21 protein-coding genes and 1 pseudogene are annotated in these 20,002 nt (G+C 72.4%); 19 read left to right on the top strand and 3 right to left on the bottom strand.

Translation table 11 applies throughout. The features are described 5' to 3' along the window. Window positions 1-67 precede the first annotated feature (67 nt). Entirely contained in the window at window positions 68-328 is a 261-nt protein-coding gene (rpsT, locus tag H7A72_RS09835; RefSeq protein ID WP_072624931.1) for a 30S ribosomal protein S20, read from the top strand. Window positions 329-408: 80 nt separating this feature from the next. Here rpsT and H7A72_RS09830 read toward each other — a convergent pair whose 3' ends face one another. Further along, window positions 409-849 (bottom strand): type II toxin-antitoxin system PemK/MazF family toxin, encoded by a 441-nt coding sequence (locus H7A72_RS09830; RefSeq protein WP_185220417.1) that lies wholly within the window; start codon window positions 847-849, stop codon window positions 409-411. A 109-nt stretch (window positions 850-958) separates the two neighbouring features. Here H7A72_RS09830 and H7A72_RS09825 point away from each other — a divergent pair, with 109 nt between their 5' ends. From H7A72_RS09825 to H7A72_RS09800, 6 genes are all read left to right on the top strand, one after another. After that, the gene (locus tag H7A72_RS09825; RefSeq protein WP_185220416.1) at window positions 959-2,647 is read left to right on the top strand and encodes an alkaline phosphatase; all 1,689 of its coding nucleotides are present in this window, start codon (window positions 959-961) and stop codon (window positions 2,645-2,647) included. A 16-nt stretch (window positions 2,648-2,663) separates the two neighbouring features. Then, window positions 2,664-3,923 (top strand): alkaline phosphatase family protein, encoded by a 1,260-nt coding sequence (locus H7A72_RS09820; RefSeq protein WP_185220415.1) that lies wholly within the window; start codon window positions 2,664-2,666, stop codon window positions 3,921-3,923. 40 nt (window positions 3,924-3,963) lie between these two features. Continuing rightward, a complete protein-coding gene (lepA, locus tag H7A72_RS09815) occupies window positions 3,964-5,865 on the top strand; it encodes a translation elongation factor 4 (protein WP_370543528.1) in 1,902 nt (633 codons plus the stop codon). A 22-nt stretch (window positions 5,866-5,887) separates the two neighbouring features. Continuing rightward, a complete protein-coding gene (locus tag H7A72_RS09810; RefSeq protein WP_072624924.1) occupies window positions 5,888-6,706 on the top strand; it encodes a helix-turn-helix domain-containing protein in 819 nt (272 codons plus the stop codon). A 128-nt stretch (window positions 6,707-6,834) separates the two neighbouring features. Next, complete coding sequence (locus tag H7A72_RS09805) at window positions 6,835-7,101, top strand: glyoxalase/bleomycin resistance/extradiol dioxygenase family protein (RefSeq protein WP_223277597.1); 267 nt, start codon at window positions 6,835-6,837, stop codon at window positions 7,099-7,101. Between the two features lie 57 nt (window positions 7,102-7,158). Continuing rightward, the gene (locus tag H7A72_RS09800; RefSeq protein ID WP_084451272.1) at window positions 7,159-7,635 is read left to right on the top strand and encodes a hotdog fold domain-containing protein; all 477 of its coding nucleotides are present in this window, start codon (window positions 7,159-7,161) and stop codon (window positions 7,633-7,635) included. A 3-nt stretch (window positions 7,636-7,638) separates the two neighbouring features. On the opposite strand, the gene H7A72_RS09795 is transcribed toward H7A72_RS09800, so the two are convergent. Beyond that, on the bottom strand, window positions 7,639-8,412 hold the full coding sequence (locus H7A72_RS09795) for a tyrosine-protein phosphatase (RefSeq protein ID WP_084451344.1): 774 nt from the start codon (window positions 8,410-8,412) through the stop codon (window positions 7,639-7,641). A 32-nt stretch (window positions 8,413-8,444) separates the two neighbouring features. Here H7A72_RS09795 and hemW point away from each other — a divergent pair, with 32 nt between their 5' ends. The 3 genes from hemW to fabG all read left to right on the top strand — a co-directional run bounded on the left by hemW (window position 8,445) and on the right by fabG (window position 11,077). Continuing rightward, a complete protein-coding gene (gene hemW, locus H7A72_RS09790; protein ID WP_084451271.1) occupies window positions 8,445-9,608 on the top strand; it encodes a radical SAM family heme chaperone HemW in 1,164 nt (387 codons plus the stop codon). Continuing rightward, on the top strand, window positions 9,601-10,251 hold the full coding sequence (locus tag H7A72_RS09785) for a trimeric intracellular cation channel family protein (RefSeq protein WP_084451270.1): 651 nt from the start codon (window positions 9,601-9,603) through the stop codon (window positions 10,249-10,251). Before hemW ends, H7A72_RS09785 begins: the two co-directional genes overlap by 8 nt. A gap of 70 nt (window positions 10,252-10,321) precedes the next feature. Next, on the top strand, window positions 10,322-11,077 hold the full coding sequence (gene fabG / locus H7A72_RS09780) for a 3-oxoacyl-ACP reductase FabG (protein WP_185220413.1): 756 nt from the start codon (window positions 10,322-10,324) through the stop codon (window positions 11,075-11,077). Between the two features lie 264 nt (window positions 11,078-11,341). Here fabG and H7A72_RS09775 read toward each other — a convergent pair whose 3' ends face one another. Further along, window positions 11,342-12,223 (bottom strand): DUF3097 domain-containing protein, encoded by an 882-nt coding sequence (locus H7A72_RS09775; RefSeq protein WP_084451268.1) that lies wholly within the window; start codon window positions 12,221-12,223, stop codon window positions 11,342-11,344. Between the two features lie 141 nt (window positions 12,224-12,364). Here H7A72_RS09775 and hrcA point away from each other — a divergent pair, with 141 nt between their 5' ends. The 9 genes and pseudogenes from hrcA (at window position 12,365) to H7A72_RS09730 (ending at window position 19,936) form a co-directional block, all read left to right on the top strand. Beyond that, entirely contained in the window at window positions 12,365-13,399 is a 1,035-nt protein-coding gene (hrcA, locus tag H7A72_RS09770) for a heat-inducible transcriptional repressor HrcA (RefSeq protein ID WP_084451267.1), read from the top strand. 56 nt (window positions 13,400-13,455) lie between these two features. Beyond that, window positions 13,456-14,576 (top strand): annotated as a pseudogene (dnaJ, locus tag H7A72_RS09765) (molecular chaperone DnaJ). 84 nt (window positions 14,577-14,660) lie between these two features. Further along, window positions 14,661-15,632 carry a WXG100 family type VII secretion target gene (locus H7A72_RS09760; protein WP_185220412.1) on the top strand — a complete coding sequence of 324 codons (972 nt, stop codon included), beginning with the start codon at window positions 14,661-14,663 and terminating at the stop codon, window positions 15,630-15,632. A 14-nt stretch (window positions 15,633-15,646) separates the two neighbouring features. Continuing rightward, window positions 15,647-16,456: a hypothetical protein gene (locus tag H7A72_RS09755; RefSeq protein WP_185220411.1), complete on the top strand. Its 810-nt coding sequence runs from the start codon at window positions 15,647-15,649 to the stop codon at window positions 16,454-16,456. After that, entirely contained in the window at window positions 16,453-17,586 is a 1,134-nt protein-coding gene (locus tag H7A72_RS09750; protein WP_185220410.1) for a hypothetical protein, read from the top strand. Before H7A72_RS09755 ends, H7A72_RS09750 begins: the two co-directional genes overlap by 4 nt. Before the next feature lie 9 nt (window positions 17,587-17,595). After that, window positions 17,596-18,039: a hypothetical protein gene (locus tag H7A72_RS09745; RefSeq protein WP_185220409.1), complete on the top strand. Its 444-nt coding sequence runs from the start codon at window positions 17,596-17,598 to the stop codon at window positions 18,037-18,039. A gap of 52 nt (window positions 18,040-18,091) precedes the next feature. After that, window positions 18,092-18,424, top strand: coding sequence for a hypothetical protein (locus H7A72_RS09740; protein ID WP_185220408.1), 333 nt, complete (start codon window positions 18,092-18,094; stop codon window positions 18,422-18,424). Then, the gene (locus H7A72_RS09735; protein ID WP_185220407.1) at window positions 18,421-19,176 is read left to right on the top strand and encodes a hypothetical protein; all 756 of its coding nucleotides are present in this window, start codon (window positions 18,421-18,423) and stop codon (window positions 19,174-19,176) included. The genes H7A72_RS09740 and H7A72_RS09735 overlap by 4 nt, the downstream gene beginning before the upstream one ends. 19 nt (window positions 19,177-19,195) lie before the next feature. Further along, entirely contained in the window at window positions 19,196-19,936 is a 741-nt protein-coding gene (locus H7A72_RS09730; protein WP_185220406.1) for a 16S rRNA (uracil(1498)-N(3))-methyltransferase, read from the top strand. The last annotated feature ends 66 nt before the right edge of the window (window positions 19,937-20,002 follow it).

Raw genomic sequence — 20,002 nt, 5'->3', positions numbered from 1 at the left:
CCACGCCGGTCCCGAGACGTCTTGCCGCCCTCTAACGGCAATCTTCGACCAAGCAGAAAGAAACCTCGTGGCAAACATCAAGTCCCAGATCAAGCGCGTCAAGACGAACGCCGCCCGGACCGAGCGCAACCGCGCCTACAAGTCCGAGCTGCGCACGTGGATCCGCAAGGTCCGCACGGCCGCCGACGCCGGCGACGCCGAGGCTGCCCAGGCCGCTCTCGTCACCGCCAGCAAGAAGCTCGACAAGGCCGTGAGCAAGGGTGTCATCCACGCCAACCAGGCCGCCAACAAGAAGTCGGCCCTGGCCAAGCGCGTCAACTCCCTCTGAGCTGACAACCTGACGAAGGGGGCCGGTCACCGCGAGGTGACCGGCCCCCTTCGTCGTGCGCACGACCTCCAGGCCAGGCGCTAGACCGGGTCGTCGTCGTAGTCGCGGCCGGCGGCCACGGCACGGACGGCCTCGGTCACCGCCGCGAAGACCTGCTCGTCGAGGACGGCTCCGTCGCGTCGGACCGAGCCGGGGTCGATCCGCAGCACCCGGTTGACCCGGGCCTCGCTGCGGCGACCGCCGCGGTCCCAGGCGCCGGCGCCGATGTCGATCCAGCGTCGACCGGCGGCCGCCTCCCGCTCGGCGTCGAGGTCGTGGTCCTGACTGGTCAGCTGCAGACCGAGGAGCCAGCCGCCGTCGCGGCCGACGAGGAGCACCGGGCGGTCCTTGCCCTGGGCGTGGTCCTCCTCGTAGGGCACCCACGCCCACACGACTTCGCCGGGGGAGGGCGTCGGGTCGTCGGGGGTCGGGGCCCAGTGCATCGTCGGCGTGCCGGTGAAGTCGCCGGGGTAGTTGCTCATGGCAGCCCACGCTAGTGCCGGCGCCCGTGAGCATCCTCACGAACTGTCCGCCGGGAAAGTTACCCACGAGGTAACCGGCCGTCCACCTCCGCCCGCAAGCCTTGCCGCCATGCCCTCGGACGCCACACCCCAGTCACCCCTGCCCGGACCCGCCCGACGCGATGTCGTGCGCGGGGCCGCCGCCGGGGCCGTCGTCACCACGGCGACGCTCGCCCCCTTCGCCACGTCGCCGGCGCACGCCGCACCGACCACCGGCTTCCTCCACGGAGTCGCCTCCGGCGACCCCCTGCCCACGTCCGTCGTCCTGTGGACGCGCGTGACCCCGACCGGCGACGCGACGCCCGGATCGGGCCGCGGGAGCCGCGTGTCCGTCGCCTGGGAGGTCGCGACGGACGCGAGCTTCGTCAAGGTGGTGCGGCGCGGCTCGATGGCGACCGGCACCGAGCGCGACCACACGGTCAAGGTCGACGCGACCGGACTGAAGCCCGGGACGCGCTACGCCTACCGCTTCCGCAGCCGCGGTCACGTCTCGCCGGTGGGCTGGACCCGGACCGCCCCGGCGGCCTCGGCGACGCCCTCCCGGCTGCGCCTCGGCGTCGTGTCCTGCTCCAACTGGGAGGCGGGCTACTTCGCCGCCTACCGGCACCTGGCCGACCGCGGCGACCTCGACGTCGTGCTGCACCTGGGGGACTACCTCTACGAGTACCCCACCGGCGAGTACGGCGCGGCGAAGGGAGCGGTGCGCGCCAGCGAGCCGGCCCACGAGATCGTCACCCTCGCCGACTACCGCGTGAGGCACGGCCACTACAAGACCGACCCCGACCTGCAACGGCTGCACGCCGCCGCGCCCTGGGTGACCACGTGGGACGACCACGAGAGCGCCAACGACGCGTGGATCGACGGGGCCGAGAACCACCAGCCGGAGAGCGAGGGGTCCTGGGCCGACCGCGCTGCTGCCGCCCGCCGGGCCTACGACGAGTGGATGCCGATCCGCCTGTCGGGGACCTCCGCCCTCGGTGACGGGAGCCAGGTCTACCGGCAGCTCTCCTTCGGCACCCTGGCCGACCTGCGGATGCTCGACCTGCGCTCCTACCGCAGCGAGCAGGCGTCGCCCGCCGCGCTCGGTGCGGTCGGCGACGCCGACCGCACAATCCTCGGAGACGGGCAGATGGCCTGGCTCAAGCAGTCGCTGAGCGACTCGTCGGCCACGTGGAAGCTCGTCGGCAACCCCGCGATGATCTCGCCGGTGACCTTCGGCGCCGTGGACGTCGAGGTCGGGCAGGCGCTGCACGACATGGGCGGGATCCTCCCGCCCGAGGGGATCCCCTACAACGTCGACCAGTGGGACGGCTACACCGCCGACCGGCGCGAGCTCATCGACCACCTCGCCGACCACGCGATCACCAACACGGTCTTCCTCACGGGCGACATCCACTCCGCGTGGGCGTGCGACGTGCCGAAGAACGTCGGCACCTACCCCTTCAGCAAGAGCGTCGCCGTGGAGTGGGTCGGCACGTCGGTGACGTCCAACAACCTCGACGACATCCTCAAGGTCGCGCCGCGCACGGTGTCGCTGAGCGTCGAGGGCGCGATCCGCACGGCCAACCCGCACGTGCGCTACCTCGACTTCGACCGGCACGGCTACAGCGTGCTCACCCTCACCCCGGCGCGGGCGCAGATGGACTGGTACGTCCTCGCCGACCGCACCGACCCGGACTCCGCCGCTCGGTGGAGCGCGGGCTTCGAGACCCTGCCCGGCACGCAGCGCACCCGCCGCGTCTGGTACCCAGCCAGCTGACACCACCGGAGAGACGATGACCGACCAGACCCAGCCCTCCCGCCGGACCCTGCTGCGCTTCGCCGCGGCCGGCGGCACGAGCGTGGCGATCTCGGGGGTGCTCGGTGCCCCCTGGGCGTCCGCGAAGTCCCGCAAGAGCTCGCGCCGCGTCTACGTGCTCGTCACCGACGGCCTGCGCCCCGACGAGATCACCGCCGACTGCACCCCCCACCTCCACGCCCTGCGCAGCGGTGGCACCTGGTACCCCAATGCCCGGTCGCTGCCGATCATGGAGACCATCCCCAACCACGTGATGATGATGACCGGCGTGCGGCCCGACCGCAGCGGCGTGCCGGCCAACAAGATCTACGACCGTGGCCTCGGCGAGGTCCGCGACATGGACCAACCGAGCGACATCAAGGTGCCGACCGTTATCGAGCGCCTCAACGCGCGGGGCCTCACGACCGGCACCGTGCTGTCGAAGGACTACCTCTACGGGATCTTCGGCGACCGGGCCACCTACCGGTGGGAGCCCAAGCCGCTCATGCCGATCACCGACCACGCGCCCGACGGCTACACCTACGACGCCCTGGTCAAGATGGTCGACGAGGCCGACCCGCACCTGGTCTTCGCCAACTTCGGCGACATCGACCGCGTCGGTCACGCCGACCTCGGCGGCACCATCAACCTGCCGGCGATGCGGTACGCCGCGCTCGCCAACACCGACCGCCTCGTCGGCAACTTCGTCGAGCACCTCAAGGCGAAGGGGGTGTGGGAGCAGTCGGTCGTCATCGTCCTCGCCGACCACTCGATGGACTGGTCGATGACCCATCGGGTCATCTCCCTCGGCGCACCGATCTGGTTCGACACCACCCTGCGGGACAAGGTCGAGATCGCGCAGAACGGGGGCGCCGACGGCTTCTACTGGACCGGCCCGGCGGGGGAGAAGGCCGCCGGCATCGCCCGGCTGCGCGAGCTCGTGCTGCGCCAGCCGGGGGTGCTGTCGGTCCACACGCCGGCCCAGCTGCGGCTGAGCCCGGTGGCCGGTGACCTCATCGCCTACTGCAAGCAGGGCTGGCGCTTCTCCGACCCGACGATCTTCAACAACCCGATCCCGGGCAACCACGGCCACCCGGTCACGGCGCCCATCCCCTTCGTCGTCGCAGGAGGCTCATCGCTCGTGCGGCCCGGCACCCGGACCGCGACCGCGCACACCGTCGACGTGGCGGCGACCGTCGGTGCGGTCTTCGACCTGCCGTCCCTGCCCGGCGGCTACGACGGGGTCTCCCGCCTCTGACCCGCGCCGTGTGCCGGCCCGGCCCCTCGTCCGTGGGAGGATGGGGGGCCGAGCCCTGTCCCGTCGAACCCGAGGTCCGTCACCCGTGTCACCCCAGGCCAGTCAGGCCCTCCCGCCGAACGCGACGCCGCCCGCGCAGATCCGCAACTTCTGCATCATCGCCCACATCGACCACGGCAAGTCGACCCTGGCCGACCGGATGCTGCAGATCACCGGTGTCGTCGAGGCTCGCCAGATGCGCGCGCAGTACCTCGACCGGATGGACATCGAGCGCGAGCGCGGCATCACCATCAAGTCGCAGGCCGTGCGCATGCCGTGGGAGCAGCAGGGCGAGGTCTTCTGCCTCAACATGATCGACACCCCGGGCCACGTCGACTTCACCTACGAGGTCTCCCGCTCGCTCGCCGCGTGCGAGGGCGCGATCCTGCTCGTCGACGCCGCGCAGGGCATCGAGGCCCAGACCCTCGCCAACCTCTACCTGGCGATGGAAAACGACCTGACGATCATCCCGGTGCTCAACAAGATCGACCTGCCGGCCGCGCAGCCGGACAAATACGCCGAGGAGATCGCCGGCCTCATCGGCTGCGACCCCGCCGACGTGCTCAAGGTCAGCGGCAAGACGGGCGAAGGGGTCGAGGAGCTCCTCGACGAGATCGTCGCCAAGCTGCCCCCGCCGGAGGGCGACGCGGACGCGCCCGCCCGGGCGATGATCTTCGACTCCGTCTACGACAACTACCGGGGGGTCGTCACCTACGTCCGCGTCGTCGACGGTGCCCTCCACCCGCGCGAGAAGATCGCGATGATGTCGACCAAGGCGACCCACGAGCTGCTCGAGATCGGGGTGATCTCCCCGGAGATGCTGCCGAGCAAGGGCCTTGGCGTCGGCGAGGTCGGCTACCTCATCACCGGCGTCAAGGACGTGCGCCAGTCCAAGGTGGGTGACACGGTGACCAATGCGGGGGCGCCGGCCACGGAGGCGATCGGGGGCTACAAGGACCCCAACCCGATGGTCTTCTCCGGGCTCTACCCGATCGACGGCAGTGACTACCCGACGCTGCGCGATGCGCTCGACAAGCTCAAGCTCAACGACGCTGCGCTCGTCTACGAGCCGGAGACCTCCGCGGCGCTCGGCTTCGGGTTCCGCTGCGGCTTCCTCGGACTGCTCCACCTCGAGATCGTGCGCGAGCGGCTCGAGCGCGAGTTCGACCTCGACCTCATCTCGACCCAGCCCAATGTCGTCTACGAGGTGACGATGGACGACGGGTCGCTCATCACGGTGACCAACCCGAGCGAGTTTCCCTACGGCAAGGTGGCCGAGGTCCGCGAGCCGGTCGTCAACGCGACGATCCTCGCACCGAGCGAGTTCATCGGCGCGATCATGGAGCTGTGCCAGTCCAAGCGCGGCCAGCTCGGCGGCATGGACTACCTCTCCGAGGACCGTGTCGAGATGCGCTACACGCTGCCGCTCGCCGAGATCGTCTTCGACTTCTTCGACCAGCTGAAGTCCAAGACCCGCGGCTACGCCTCGCTCGACTACCAGGAGGCCGGCGACCAGGCGGCCGACCTCGTCAAGGTCGACATTCTCCTGCAGGGCGAGACCGTCGATGCCTTCAGCGCCGTGGTCCACAAGGACAAGGCCTATGCCTACGGCACGATGATGGCCGGCAAGCTCAAGGAGCTCATCCCGCGGCAGCAGTTCGAGGTGCCGATCCAGGCCGCCATCGGCGCCCGGATCATCGCCCGCGAAAACATCCGTGCCATCCGCAAGGACGTGCTCGCCAAGTGCTACGGCGGTGACATCTCCCGCAAGCGCAAGCTCCTGGAGAAGCAGAAGGAGGGCAAGAAGCGGATGAAGAACATCGGCACCGTCGAGGTGCCGCAGGAGGCCTTCATCGCCGCACTCTCCTCCGACGACTCCGCGGTGGACAAGGCCAAGAAGTAGCCCATCCCACTAGCGTGGGTGGATGACCGACGCCGTCACGGCCGCGCTGCCCCGGCACCTCACCCCCTTCGTCGAGGCGATGGTCGGCTATCGCATCACCGGCGCGTCCCCGGGGACGCACGTCGGGATGCCGTCCGGGACGGTCACGCTCGTCCTCTCCCTCGACGCCCCGCTCGACCTGGTCGGGCCGGACGGCCGCGAGGGTCGCTTCGACGCGGTCGTCGCCGGGCTGCACGACCGCCCCGCCCTCATCCGGCATGACGGCAGCCAGCACGGTGTCCAGCTCGACCTGACCCCGGCCGGTGCGTCGCTGCTGCTCGGCGGTCCGGCCGCGGAGCTCGCGGGGACGGCCGTCGACCTCGCCGCGCTCGTCGGCCCGGATGCCGCGCGGCTGCACGAGCGCCTGTCGGAGACCGACGGCTGGGAGGGCCGCTTCGCGCTGGTGACCGACGCCCTCTTCGCCCGGCGCGAGCCGCGCCGACGGCCGCAGCCCGAGGTCGAGCACGCCTGGCGACTCCTGCAGCGCACCGCCGGGCGGGCCCCGGTCCACGAGGTGGCCCGCGAGGTGGGCTGGTCCACGCGACACTTGGCCGCACGCTTCCGGGCCGAGTACGGCCACGCGCCCAAGACGACCGCGCGGGTCCTGCGATTCCAGCGCAGCCACCGCCTCGTCGGGGCGGGGAGGCCGCTCGCGGACGTCGCGGCCGTCTGCGGCTACTCGGACCAGTCGCACCTGACCCGCGACTGGGTCGCCCTCGCGGGTGCCTCCCCGACCCGCTGGCTGCGCGAGGACGAGATCGCATTCGTCCAAGACGCCGGCGGCCCCCACGCCCGAGGCTGAGGGCATGGACACGACCACCGACCACAGCATCTGGCCCGGCCTGACCGCCCGCGACCCGCACGCCCTGCGCGCCTGGGCTCGTCACGCTCGGCTTCACCGAGGGCGTCCTCGTCGAGGAGGGGGACCTCGTGCGGCACAGCGAGATGCTCTGGCCCGAGGGCGGCCGGGTGATGATCGCGAGCGCCCGGCCGGACGACCCGCACTTCACGACGCCGGCCGGCAGCGCGAACCTCTACGTCGTCACCGACGACCCCGACGCGGTGCACGCGCACGCCGAGGCGCTGGGGGCGAGCTTCCCGGCCGATGAAGGAGGAGGACTACGGCTCGCGCGGGTTCAGCATCCTCGACCCCGAGGGCAACTCCTGGAGCTTCGGCACCTACGCCGGATGACGTGACGCAGCCGACGCGGCCTCCCCTTCCGGGGAACCAAGCGCGCGCTTAGTGTGTCGGGCATGGCCCAGCAGACCTTCGACCTGTACCAGCGCATCACGAGTCTCCCGGCGGGTAAGCGGATCTTCTCCCTGCTCTACGCCGTCAAGGCGCCCTACTTCGCGACGGTGCGCCCCCAGGTGCGCGAGGTCCGCGCCCACCACGCCGAGCTGTCGATCCGCAACCGCAAGCGGGTGCACAACCACATCGGCACCCTCCACGCGATCGCCGTGTGCAACGGCCTCGAAGCCGCCATGGGCCTGCTCGCCGAGGCGACCTGCCCGAGCGACCATCGGTGGCTGCCGCGCGGCCTGCAGGTGAGTTACCTGGCCAAGTCGACGACCGATCTGCTGTGCGTCGCCGAGACCGATCCCGAGCAGTGGACGGGCGAGGCTCCCTACGACGTCGACATCCGGGTCAAGGCGGTGCGCACCGACGGCGTCGTCGTCGTCGAGGGCGTCATCCCCGTCTACGTCACCGCCAAGCCGAAGAAGGCCTGAGCCTCACCCCGCGAGCCGGTCGCGCAGCCGCGTGACCTCCTCCTGGGACCACCCGGCGGCCTCGAGCCAGCCGACCGTCCCGCCGTGCTCCGCGTCGAGGTGCGAGAGCACCGCGGCCATCGACTCCGCGCGGGGTAGCTGCTCCTCGAGCGTGTGGGTCGGCAGCGACCTGCGGTAGGGCTCCACCTCGATCAGGCGCCCGATGATCCGCTCGAGTCGCTCGGCGGTCAGGACGTAGTCGGCGATGATCTCCTCCTCGGGCACCCCGGCGACGGCCAGGGCCATGCCGACGACCGTGCCCGTGCGGTCCTTGCCCGCGGCGCAGTGGACGACGGTGCCCCCGGCGCTGTCCCGGACCGCGGCGAGCGCGGCGGCCACGGAGTCGGGACGCCTCGTGAGGTAGCCCGTGTAGTGACGCGCCCAGAAGGTCCCGTCCCGCGGGGCGGGGTCCTCCCGACCCCACCGCACCGCGAGCGCCTCCGCGACCGTCTCGCCGGCATCGAGATCCTCGCGCAGCAGGCTGTGGTGGTGGTGGGTGAGCGGCGTGGACCGCAGCGGCCCGGCGCCGGTGACCTCGTGCTCCACGTGGCTGCGCAGGTCGACGACGTCGGTCACCCCGAGCTCCTCGACGAGGTGACGGACGTCCCCTTCGCTCAGGGCCTGGAGGTTGTCGCTGCGGATCAGCCGACCCTCGCGGGTGGTGCGGCCGTCGCGGGTGGGCAGCCCGCCGAGGTCCCGCATGTTGACGACGCCGTCGAGCTCGATCCACCGGGTCATGGCGACCACGCTATCGGTGGGAGGATGGGCCGGTGCGTCCCCCCTTCGGCATCTACCTGCACGTGCCCTTCTGCACGGTCCGCTGCGGGTACTGCGACTTCAACACCTACACGGCCACCGAGCTGGGTCCCGCCGGCGGGGCGAAGGGGGCGAGCGTCGCCACCTTCGTCGACGCCGCGATCAGCGAGCTCGACCTGGCGCTGCGGTCCGTGGGCACCGATCGCCCGGTCTCGACGGTCTTCGTCGGCGGCGGCACGCCGACCCTGCTGCCGCCGCAGGACCTCGTGCGCTTCCTCGACGCGGTGCGCGAGCGGTGGGGGCTGGCCGACGACGTCGAGGTGACCACCGAGGCCAACCCGGACAGCGTCACCGAGGAGTCGCTGCGCATGCTCGCCGACGGTGGGTTCACCCGGGTGAGCATCGGCATGCAGTCGGCCGTACCGCAGGTCCTCGCGACGCTCGACCGCACCCACGACCCGGCCAATGTCGCCCGCGCCCTGACCGCGGCCCGGGCCGCGGAGCTCGCGGTGAGCCTCGACCTCATCTACGGCACGCCGGGGGAGTCCCTCGAGCAGTGGCGCACCTCGCTCGAGACCGCGCTCGCCCTCGAGCCCGACCACCTGTCGGCCTACGCCCTGACCGTCGAGGACGGGACCAAGATGGCGGCCCGGGTGCGCCGCGGCGAGCTGCCGATGCCGACGGGTGACGACGAGGCCGACAAGTACGAGCTCGCCGACGAGCTGCTGACCGCCGCCGGCTACGACTGGTACGAGATCAGCAACTGGGCGCGCACCACCGCCGACCGCTGCCGGCACAACGAGGCCTACTGGCGCAGCCACGACTGGTGGGGCGTCGGCCCCGGCGCCCACAGCCACGTCGACGGCGAGCGCTGGTGGAACCTCAAGCACCCCGCGACCTGGGCCAGGTCGCTGGCCGAGGGCGACCCGGCCGCCGAGCGTGAGGCCCTGACGGCCGAGCAGCGCGCTGACGAAGAGGTCCTCCTCGGGGTGCGCCTGCGCGAGGGGCTGCCGACCGATCGCCTTGAGCCGCAGGGCCGCCGGGCGGTCGCCGGCCTCGTCGCCGACGGGCTCGTCGACGGCCGCGAGGCAGTGCGCGGTCGGGTCGTCCTCACCCGCCGGGGTCGGCTGCTCGCGGACACCGTCGTCCACCACCTCGTGGGGAGCGCCGGTGCCTGACGTCCCGCAGATCCCTGACCTCATCGCGGCCTTCGATCTGCTCGGCGTCTTCGCCAACGGTCTGCTGGGTGGGGCCGTCGCCCGCCGCCACCAGCTCGACCCGGTCGGATTCTCGGTGCTGGCGATCATCTCCGCTTTGGGGGGCGGCGCGATCCGTGACGTGCTCCTCGACGTCCAGCCCGTCGCGCTGACCGACCTGCGCTACCTCACCGTGGCCCTCGTCGCGGCGGGCATCGCCTTCCTCGTCCCGCTCGAAGGGCGCCGCTGGCGGCAGGTCTTCCCCTGGGTGGACGCCGTGGCGCTCGGCACCTGGGCCGTCGTCGGCACCCAGAAGGCGCTGCTGCTCGACATCCACTGGCTCCCGGCGATCCTGCTCGGCGTGCTCACCGCGTGCGGGGGAGGAGTCGTGCGCGACGTCATGCTCGGCAGCGTGCCCGCGATCCTGCAGCGCTCCGAGCTCTACGCGACCGCGGCCTTCGCCGGCGGCGCCTCCTTCGTCCTGCTCGAGCTGGTGACCGCTGATCCGCTCGCCTCGTTGGGCGCACTGCTCATCGGCGGCGGCGTGTGCGACCTCGCTCGACGGCGTGGGTGGATGCTGCCGACCGAGGCGACGTGGCGCCCGAGCCGGGTGCACCGCCGCTGACCCGGGCCTCGATGACCGCTCCGCGGACTCAGGTGTGCGAGCGCTTACCCGATGGCGCACGATGGGCCGCATGACCACGACTCGCACCGCCATCGTCACCGGAGCCGCCCGCGGGATCGGCCGGGCCATCGCCCTTCGCCTCGCCACCGACGGCCACCACGTCGCCGTGCTCGACCTCGACGAGTCCGCTTGCCAGGCGGTCGTCGACGAGATCACCGAAGGGGGCGGGACCGCCCTGGCCGTGGGCGTCGACGTCTCCGACGCCGAGCAGGTCGAGGCGGGCGTCGCTCGCGTGGCCGAGGAGCTCGGTGCCCCGACGCTGCTCGTCAACAACGCCGGCATCATCCGCGACAACATGCTCTTCAAGATGAGCGTCGACGACTGGGACTCGGTCATGGCGGTCCACCTGCGGGGCGCCTTCCTCATGACCAAGGCCGCCCAGGCGCACATGACCGCGGAAAAGTACGGCCGCATCGTCAACCTCAGCTCGACCTCTGCCCTGGGCAACCGCGGCCAGACCAACTACTCGGCCGCCAAGGCCGGCATGCAGGGCTTCACCAAGACCCTGGCGATCGAGCTCGGCAAGTTCGGCGTGACGGCCAATGCGATCGCCCCCGGCTTCATCCAGACCGACATGACGGCCGCGACCGCAGAGCGCATCGGTGTGCCCTTCGAGGACTTCCTCGCCCACGCGGCCAAGGAGACCCCGGTCGGCCGCGTCGGCCAGCCCGAGGACATCGCCGCCACCGCGTCCTTCCTCCTGTCCGAGGAGGCCGGCTTCGTGTCCGGCCAGGTCATCTACGTCGCAGGCGGCCCGAAGGACTGACCCCTCGGCGGCCGTCGTCGTGCGTGACGTCGGCTGGATCTGCGCCGGCATCCCCCTTCGCCTGCGGTCCGGTGCCGACGCGCTCAGCCCGTGGCCGGGAAATCCGCTCGTGGCCGGGAAAGCTGCAGGTGACCGCGCAATTTCGCGGTCACCAGCAGCTTTCCCGGCCGGATCCGATCTTCCCGGTCAATCGGTCCGGCCGGACGGGCGTCGGGGCAACCCTTCGAGACGGCCGCGGGCGACCTCCTCAGGGAGCGGGGAGGATCAGCCCTCGGGCGCCGTGACGAAGTCGATGAGCTCCTCGACGCGCCCGAGGAGGGCGGGCTCGAGGTCGGCATAGCTGCGGACGGTGCCCAGGATCTGCTTCCAGGCGCGGGCGATGTCGGCCTGGGAGTCGTGGGGCCAGCCGAGGTGGGCGCAGATCCCGCGCTTCCACTCCATCGAGCGGGGGATCGTCGGCCAGACCTCCATGCCGAGGCGCTGCGGGCGCACCGACTGCCACACGTCGACGTAGGGGTGCCCGAGGACGAGCACGTGCTCGGGCGCGACCTTGTTGGCCTCGGCGACGATGCGCGACTCCTTGCTGCCCGGCACGAGGTGGTCGACGAGGACCCCCATCCGCCGACCGCGGCCGGGGGCGAAGTCGCGGATCGCGGCCGCGAGGTCGTCGACGCCGTCGAGCATCTCGACGACGACGCCCTCGACCCGCAGGTCGTGGCCCCAGACCTTTTCGACGAGCTCGGCGTCGTGGCGGCCCTCGACGAAGATCCGGGACCCGATGGCGACCCGGGCCTTGGCGTCGTGCACGGCGACGGACCCGCTCGTAGTGCGGGAGGCCTGCTTCTCGGCGGCTGCGAGGGCCGCGCGCTGGGCCCCCTTCGGCGCGGTGAGCGAGACCGGGGCGCCGTCGACGAGGAAGCCCGGACCGAGCGGGAAGGCCTTGACCTTGCCCCGCCGGTCCTCGAGGTGGACGACGTGGACGCCGCCCGCCTTCTCCACGGCGACCACGGCGCCGACCCAGCCGGTCTCGACGTCCTCGACGACGGTGCCCGGCGCGGCCTCCATCGCCCGCGAGGTCGGTCGGGCCAGCCGGCCCTTCGACTTCCAGTCGCCGGAGAGGACGTCCATGCCGTATCGATCGCTCACGGCACGGACGGTAGGCCGAAGGGAGGTCACTCGCGGCGTCGGCACGCCGGATTCCGGGGAATGGCCGCCCCGGTCGTAGACTTGGCACTCAGGTGGACCGAGTGCCAGCGGTCCCGTTCGTGGGTGTCGAAGGAGGTCAGCATGAGCCAGGAGCGCCGCATGGCCGTGCTCAGCGCCATCGTCGAGGACTACGTCCAGACGTCGGAGCCGGTCGGCTCCAAGGCGCTGCTCGACCGCCACCAGCTCAACGTCTCGGCCGCGACCGTGCGCAACGACATGGCCGCGCTCGAGGACGAGGGGCTCATCATCGCCCCACACACCTCTGCGGGGCGCATCCCGACCGATGCCGGCTACCGGCTCTTCGTCGACCGGCTGCAGGCGATCCGCCCCATGTCCCGGGGGGAGCGCGCGGCGATCACCGACTACCTCGAGGGTGCCGACGACCTCGACGTCGTCCTCGACCGCACGGTCCGTCTGCTGTCGACGCTGACCCGGCAGGTCGCGGTCGTGCAGTACCCCTCGCTCACCCGCAGCACGGTCAAGCACATCGAGCTGGTGCCGATGAGCGAGACCCGGCTCATGGTCGTCGTCATCATGGGCACCGGCCGCGTCGAGCAGCGCGTGGTGCCCACGGGGGTCGACTACCTGGCTCCCCAGGGCGCCGATGCCCTGGCCAGCGCACGCGGCCGGGTCAACGCCGCCACCCGCGACCGCCGCCTCGCCGAGGCGCTGGAGTCGCTGCGCACCCTGCACGACGAGGACGTCGAGACCGAGGACGCCCTCACCGCCGGGGTCATCGGTGTCGTCGAGGCGGCACTGGCCGAGGAGCGGGCGACCAAGGTCACCCTGGCCGGCACGGCCAACCTCGCGCGCAGCTCGAGCGACTTCCCGATGACCCTCGAGCCGGTGCTCGACGCCCTCGAGCAGCACGTCGTGCTGCTCAAGCTGCTCAGCGTCGAGGCCGATCAGGAGGCGCCCGGCGTGTCCGTGCGCATCGGCTCCGAAAATCCCGTGACCGGGCTGCAGGGGACCTCGCTCGTCACCTCCGGCTACGGCGCGGGCGACGAGCAGGTCGGTGCCGTCGGCGTGCTCGGCCCGACCCGCATGGACTACCCGGCGACGATGGCACAGGTGCGTGCCGTCGCCACCTATCTCTCGCGGATCGTGGATGCCTGACCGGCGTCCGCTCCGCACCTGACCAGACCGACCCACGACCCACGAGGACGTCACGCGTGAACGACTACTACGAGGACCTGGGCGTCAGCCGTGAGGCGACGCCCGAGGAGATCAAGCGGGCCTACCGCAAGCTCGCCCGCACCCTGCACCCCGACGTCAACCCCGGGGCCCCGAGGCCGAGGAGCAGTTCAAGCGGGTCTCGCAGGCCTACGACGTCCTCTCCGACGAGACGAAGCGCCGCCAGTACGACATGGGCGGCGACCCCTACGGTGCCCACGACGGCTTCGGCGCCGGCTTCACCTTCAGCGACATCATGGAGCAGTTCTTCGGGCAGGCGGCCGGCGGCGCCGGCCGCGGCCCCCGCTCGCGCTCGGCGCGCGGGCAGGACGGTCTCGTGGGGCTCGAGCTCGACCTCGCGACCGCGGTCTTCGGCGGTCAGGAGGAGCTGACCATCGACACCGCCGTCGTCTGCGGCACCTGCTCCGGCGACGGCGCCCAGCCGGGCACCGGCCGCCGCACGTGCGAGACCTGCGCCGGCCGCGGCGAGGTCCAGCAGGTGCAGCGCTCCTTCCTGGGTCAGGTGATGACCAGCCGCCCGTGCCCGACCTGCCAGGGCTTCGGCGAGGTCATCCCCAACCCCTGCCACGAGTGCTCCGGCCAGGGCCGGGTGCGCAACCGCCGCACGATGACCGTGCGCATCCCCGCCGGCGTCGACAGCGGCACCCGCATCCACCTCGAGGGCGAAGGGGAGGTCGGTCCCGGTGGCGGGCCGGCCGGTGACCTCTACGTCGAGCTGCGGGTGCGTGACCACGAGACCTTCACCCGGCGCGGTGACGACCTGCACGCGTCCGTCGCGGTGCCGATGACCGCGGCGGCGCTCGGGGTGACGATGAGCTTCGCCACCCTCGACGGCGAGCAGGAGATCACCATCAAGCGGGGCACCCAGCCCGGCGACACGATCGTCCTGCCCGGCCTCGGCGTCACGCACCTGCGGCGCGAGGGCCGCGGTGACCTCGTCATCCACGTCGACGTGCGCACCCCGACCAAGCTCGACGCGGAGCAGGAGCGTCTGCTGCGGGAGCTCGCGGCCGTGCGCGACGAGGAGCAGCCCGATGGCGAGCTCGACGACGTCGACTCCGGCTTCGTCGGTCGGCTGCGGCACGCCTTCAAGCGCTGACCGGAGGGGGGAGTCCTCCCCATGTCGTCACCCCGGCTGCGTCGCTAGGTTCGTCGCAACACAGACCGTCCAGGGGAGTAGGCGATGATCAGCGAGGGAATGGATGCCGGCCGGGTCCGGCAGGTCGCGGGAGCGCTGCGGGCGCAGAGCTCGGCGCTCGGCGACGTGGGAGGCAAGGGCACGGCGCTGATGCGTGTGCTCGACGGCGCGTGGGAGGGCTCCGACACGGAGCAGTTCTCCCGGGCGTGGGACGGACTGCGCCCGGCCATCGAGCGGGCCAGCCAGATGCTCTCCCAGATGGCCGAGGGCCTGGCGGTGCAGGCCGAGGACCAGGAGGGCGCCTCCGAGGGTGAGGGCGGCCCGCGGCTGCCTCGCCTGCCCTTCCCGATCCCGCTCCCTCCGCTCCCGCCGCTGCCGCGGTGGCCCAAGCTGCCCCGACTGCCGCTGCCGCCGTGGCCCTTCCCGGTGCCGCCGATCCCGCCCTTCCCGCGGATCCCGCGGCTGCCGCTGCCGCCGTGGCCCTTCCCGCCCATCCCGCGGTGCCCCGTGCCCGTCCCGCCGCTCCCGGAGCCGCGCATCCCGCGCGTCCCCGATGGCGGGGGCGACGACGGCCCGAAACTGCCGCCGCCGGTCCCGCCGATCATGGCCACCTCGCCCTTCGCGTCGACCATGGTGGCCGATCCGCTGCCCACGCCGCCGTCCATCCCGGAGGACTTCCCCAAGGGGCCGTACAACCCGGTCCCTATGCCGGAGCCGTTGCCCATGCCGTGGCCGGAGGACTTTCCGGAGGGGCCGTTCAACCCGGTGCCGATGCCGGAGCCGATGCCCATGCCGTTCCCGGAGGACTTTCCGGAGGGGCCGTTCAACCCGGTGCCGATGCCGGAGCCGATGCCGTGGCCGGAGGACTTCCCCAAGGGGCCTTACAACCCGGTGCCGACGCCGATCCCGGTCGACCCCATGCCCTACCCGCTCGACCCGGACCCCTTCTCACCGGGTGGTCCCTTCGCGCACCCGCTGGACCGTCCCTTCCCCGAGCGTCCCTTCCCCGAGAACTGACGAGGTAGCCAGTCATGACCGACACGACCACCGCCCAGGATGCCGTGGAGCTGCCCGACCTGAGGTCCGCTCTCATGGCCGAGGCTGCGGGGGAGGCGGCGGCTGCCGTCACCGCCCGCCGGACCGAGCCCGGGGCGATGCGCCTGGGGTCGCTCACCGACGAGGAGCTGGTGGCCGCCCTCGGCGACGTCGAGACCGCGGCACCGCTCGGCCGGTGGTTCAGCGGACTCGACGACGCCACGGCCCAGACGGTCCGGGCATCGGCGCTGCGCTCCCTGACCTCTCGTGGGGAGGTCGTCTTCGCCCCCGACGAGGAGGGCACGGTCGCGCCCCGGGTGGGGCAGCGACTGCTGGGGCTGCTGCGCCTGCGCCTCGAGCCGGCTCGCCTCGTCGTCGAGTCCGTCGTCGGCTCCGGCCCCGCCTTCTACGTCCTGCGCCAGGGTTCAGCAGGGTGGATGCGTGAGCTCGTGAGCGCGGACGGCTTCCACTCCTTCGACCTGCTCGAGCTCGACGACACGGAGATCAACACCTTCGCGGCCGCGCTGGTTGTGGGCGCCGGGGCCGCCCCGAGCGATGTCGACCTCGTCCAGCCGGCCGACGGCGAAGCCCCGGCCGCGGTGCGCGAGGTCCTCGCTGCGCAGGAGCACGTCGCGCAGGTGACGCTCACCAGTGCCGAAGGGGAGACCACCGGGCTCGTCGTGGCGGTGGGTGCCGATGGTGCGCTGACCCTCGGCCGCCCGGCGGAGGACGGCTCGGTGCACTTCACCGGGGCGAGCACCGACGAACTGCGGGCCGTCTGGACCACGTGGAGGACCGACCAGTGAGCGTCGCAGAGGGGATGGAGACCGGCAGGGCCCGGTCGATCGCCGACCAGCTCAGGTCGCAGGGCTCCGTGATCGGCGACGTCGCCGCGCGCGGCAGCGCGATGATGAGCGTGCTCGAGGACGTCTGGCAGGGGCCCGACGTCGAGCAGTTCGCGCGCGAGTGGGGCAGTGCCCGGCCGCAGCTCGATCGCGCCGAGCAGCTGGTGCGGGACATGGGGGAGGAGCTCGCGCGCCAGGCCGAGGACCAGGACCGTGCCTCCGAGGGCTCGGGCATCGGTCCCGGGGGCCCACAGCTGCCCAAGCTGCCGGGCCTCCCGGACTTCCCGGGCTTGCCCGGCCTCCCGAAGCTGCCGTCCTTCCCCGACATCTTCGGTGTCATCGGCGACCTGCTCAAGGGGGCGTGGGACTTCCTGCGCAGCTTCGCCTACTCCATCCCGGCCTTCTTCTCGGACCTCCTGGGCTGGGCCGACGAGACCTTCAACGCGCTGAAGAACCTCAAGTGGCTCAAGTGGCTCTCCCTTCCGCTCAAGCTCCTCGGCAAGGTCACCCCCTTCCTCGGGGCGATCCTCGGGCTGTGGGACATGGGCGAGTCGATCTACCGCTGGTTCACCGAGGGCTTCTCCAAGGACTCGGTGCTGCAGTTCTTCCAGGGGCTCACCGGCACGATCGCCGGTGGCCTGGGCATCGCGGCCCTCTTTGCGACCGGCACGATCCTCGGGGCGCCGGCCGGGCTCGTGCTCGGGGGGTTGGCGCTCGTCTTCGGTGGGATCTCGATCGGCATCGGCATCTACCGCGAGTTCGACGACGAGATCGACGCCGCGGCGAAGTGGGCCTGGGACAACGGGCTCATCGGTGGCCCGCTCAACCCCAACAGCCCGCTGCCCGGGTTGCCGCTGCCCCTGCCGCAGTTCCCGCCGCCGACGATCCCCGGCCCTGGGCTACCGGACTGGCCGGGAGCGCCCACGCCGACGATCCCGCCGCTGCCCGTCCCGAGTCTGCCGGGGATCCCCACGCCGAGCTTCCCGAGCCTGCCGGGCCTCCCGACCCTGCCCGGCGTTCCGAGCCTGCCGGGGATCCCGGGCCTGCCCAAGCCGTCCTTCCCGGGCATCCCGATGCCCCGACTGTGGTGAGGTTGACCCATGACGACGATGCCGACCGATGCGCCCCCCGCGCCCGACGACCTGCCGGACCTGCGACCGATCATCGCCTCCGACGACGCGGCGCAGGCCGTGCATGAGGTGCTGGCCCAGTACGCGGAGTCTGCGGACACCAGCCACCTCGGGTCGCTGACCGACGAGGAGCTCGTCGTCCTCATGGGTGGCATCGAGGCCGTCGAGCCGGTGGGGCAGTGGTACCCGGGGCTCGGTGAGCACCCCCAGCGGGTCAGCCGCGCCACGGCCCTGCGCTCGCTGACCTCCCGCGAGGAGGTCATCGTCACCCAGGACGCCGAGGGCGACCTCAGCGCCCGCGTCTCCCGTCGCCTCATGGCCCTGCTGCGGATGCGCTTCGAGCCGGTCGGGCTCTCGGCGCAGTCGATGACCCGGCAGGGGCCGTCCTGGTACGTCCTGCGGAGGGCCGGGTGACCTCTGGCTGCGCGAGGTCGTCACCGCCCAGGGCTTCCACGCCTTCGACCTCGTGCGGCTCGACGACGACGAGGAGCTCTTCTTCCGCGGCATCCTCGGCCTGCTCGACCACGCCACCGCGTCGTCCGTCGACGGGCTGCGCCAGCCGGGTGGCGGGGCGCCGGCGCCGGGCGAGGTCACGACCTTCCTCGCCCGCCAGCGAAACGTCACCCAGCTGGCCCTCGTGCCGCCGGGGGAGGACGCGGAGCCCGAGGCGTGCGTCGTCGCCGTGGACGAGCAGGGCGGGACGACCGTCGGCACCGTCGAGGGCGACGGGCTCGTCTACGCCGGCACCGCGCCGCAGGACGTCCTCGAGCGCTACCGGGCCTGGCGCGGCGCCTGGTGACCCGGGGCTTCGTCCGCCTCGACGGTTCCGCCCGCTCGGCGGCGGACCTCGACGCCTGGCTGCGCCTCGGACCCGAGCACCTCGGCCAGGTCCGGACGCGCCACACGGTGCCCGCGGCCTCCCGCCCCGTCGCGGTCCTCCTCGGACTCGTGGCGCTGCTCCTCGTGGGACTGGTCGTCGTCATGGGCGTGCTGGCCGCGGTCGGGGCCATTCCTCTGGTCGCGGTGCTCTGCCCCCTCGGCGTCGGCGTGGTCGTCGCGGCGCTCCTGCTCCCGGCGATGCTCGCCACCCGCGGCAGCCGGACCATCGAGGTGCGTGAGCACGGCCTGCTCGTCGCCTCGCGCCCCGTGCCCTACGCGACGATGGACCCCGGCCGCATGGTGTGGGCGACCTCGGCGCGCGCCGCTCGGTCGGTCGTGACGCTCAACCGGCGCCGTCGGGTCGCCGGCGGGGAGTGCCTCCTGCTCAACGGCACCGACGGCCCTGACGCGGTCGAGGACTGGCGGGGGCTGGGCACCAAGTACGACCCGCTCTCCACCGCTCCCCGGCTGGACACCCCCTTCGTCTGGTGGGTGCTCGGGCCGCGCGACGTCGGCGGCTTCGTCCGTGATCTGGAGGCCGCGATGGCCGCCGACGGCTACCCCGTGCGGGGTCTCGCCGACCACCTGACGCGGCACCGCGCCGACGTCCCGACCGGACGTGAGGCTTACCCGCGCCGCGCGCCGTACGACCCGCCGCTCTGGCGGAGTTGACGCGAGGCAGGATGGGCGCATGACCGCGCCGCTCTTCCTCGTCGACCCCGGTGACCTGGACGGTCTCGCCGCGGACGACGTCGTCGACCTCACCGGGCCGGAGGCCCACCACGCCGCCACCGTCGTGCGGCTCGAGGTGGGGGAGGAGGTGCTCGTCGCCGACGGGCAGGGTGCGCGTGTGCTCACCGAGGCGGCCGAGGTCGGCCGTGACCTCGTGCGGCTGCGGGTGCGGCAGCGCGCCGACGAGCCGGAGCCCTCCCTTCGCCTGACGCTCGTACAGGCCCTGTCCAAGGACGGCCGCGACGAGGACGCCGTCGAGGCGGCCACCGAGCTCGGCGTCGACGGGGTCGTCCCTTGGCAGGCCGACCGCTCGATCGTGCGGTGGAAGGGACCCAAGGTCGACAAGGGCCTGCGCAAGTGGGCCAACGTGATCGAGCGGGCGGCCAAGCAGTCCCGCCGCGGCCGGTGGCCGCAGCTCGAGGGTCTGGCCACGAGCCAGACCCTCGCCGAGCGCTTCGCCGGGGCGACCCCCTTCGTCCTGCACGAGGACGCCACGACGCCGTTGGCCACGGCCGACCTGCCCGACGGGGGGGAGGTCCTCCTGGTCGTCGGTCCCGAGGGTGGGATCTCGCCGCAGGAGCTGGAGCGCTTCGTGGCCGCCGGCGGTGTCCCGGTCCGCCTCGGCACCCAGGTGCTGCGGGCCTCGACGGCCGGTCCGGCGGCCGTCTCCGTGCTCAGCGCACGGGATCGGTGGCGCTGAGGGGAGTGCTCCCCATGTCACGATCCACGAATGGTGCCTAGGCTCGGGGGTCGAGACAGGACCATC

The sequence above is a fragment of the Janibacter sp. YB324 genome (assembly GCF_014217915.1).
GTDB lineage: Bacteria > Actinomycetota > Actinomycetes > Actinomycetales > Dermatophilaceae > Janibacter > Janibacter indicus.
This window is presented reverse-complemented; position numbering and strand designations above follow the sequence as displayed.

Excerpts from the sequence above, each read along its gene's own strand:
- H7A72_RS09820 (WP_185220415.1), top strand. The coding sequence starts at position 2,664 with ATGACCGACCAGACCCAGCCCTCCCGCCGGACCCTGCTGCGCTTCGCC.
- H7A72_RS09760 (WP_185220412.1), top strand. The coding sequence starts at position 14,661 with ATGATCAGCGAGGGAATGGATGCCGGCCGGGTCCGGCAGGTCGCGGGA.
- H7A72_RS09810 (WP_072624924.1), top strand. The coding sequence starts at position 5,888 with ATGACCGACGCCGTCACGGCCGCGCTGCCCCGGCACCTCACCCCCTTC.
- H7A72_RS09795 (WP_084451344.1), bottom strand. The coding sequence starts at position 8,412 with ATGACCCGGTGGATCGAGCTCGACGGCGTCGTCAACATGCGGGACCTC.
- H7A72_RS09825 (WP_185220416.1), top strand. The coding sequence starts at position 959 with ATGCCCTCGGACGCCACACCCCAGTCACCCCTGCCCGGACCCGCCCGA.
- lepA (WP_370543528.1), top strand. The coding sequence starts at position 3,964 with ATGGGGGGCCGAGCCCTGTCCCGTCGAACCCGAGGTCCGTCACCCGTG.
- H7A72_RS09830 (WP_185220417.1), bottom strand. The coding sequence starts at position 849 with ATGAGCAACTACCCCGGCGACTTCACCGGCACGCCGACGATGCACTGG.
- H7A72_RS09800 (WP_084451272.1), top strand. The coding sequence starts at position 7,159 with ATGGCCCAGCAGACCTTCGACCTGTACCAGCGCATCACGAGTCTCCCG.
- H7A72_RS09730 (WP_185220406.1), top strand. The coding sequence starts at position 19,196 with ATGACCGCGCCGCTCTTCCTCGTCGACCCCGGTGACCTGGACGGTCTC.
- fabG (WP_185220413.1), top strand. The coding sequence starts at position 10,322 with ATGACCACGACTCGCACCGCCATCGTCACCGGAGCCGCCCGCGGGATC.
- H7A72_RS09755 (WP_185220411.1), top strand. The coding sequence starts at position 15,647 with ATGACCGACACGACCACCGCCCAGGATGCCGTGGAGCTGCCCGACCTG.
- H7A72_RS09745 (WP_185220409.1), top strand. The coding sequence starts at position 17,596 with ATGACGACGATGCCGACCGATGCGCCCCCCGCGCCCGACGACCTGCCG.
- hrcA (WP_084451267.1), top strand. The coding sequence starts at position 12,365 with ATGAGCCAGGAGCGCCGCATGGCCGTGCTCAGCGCCATCGTCGAGGAC.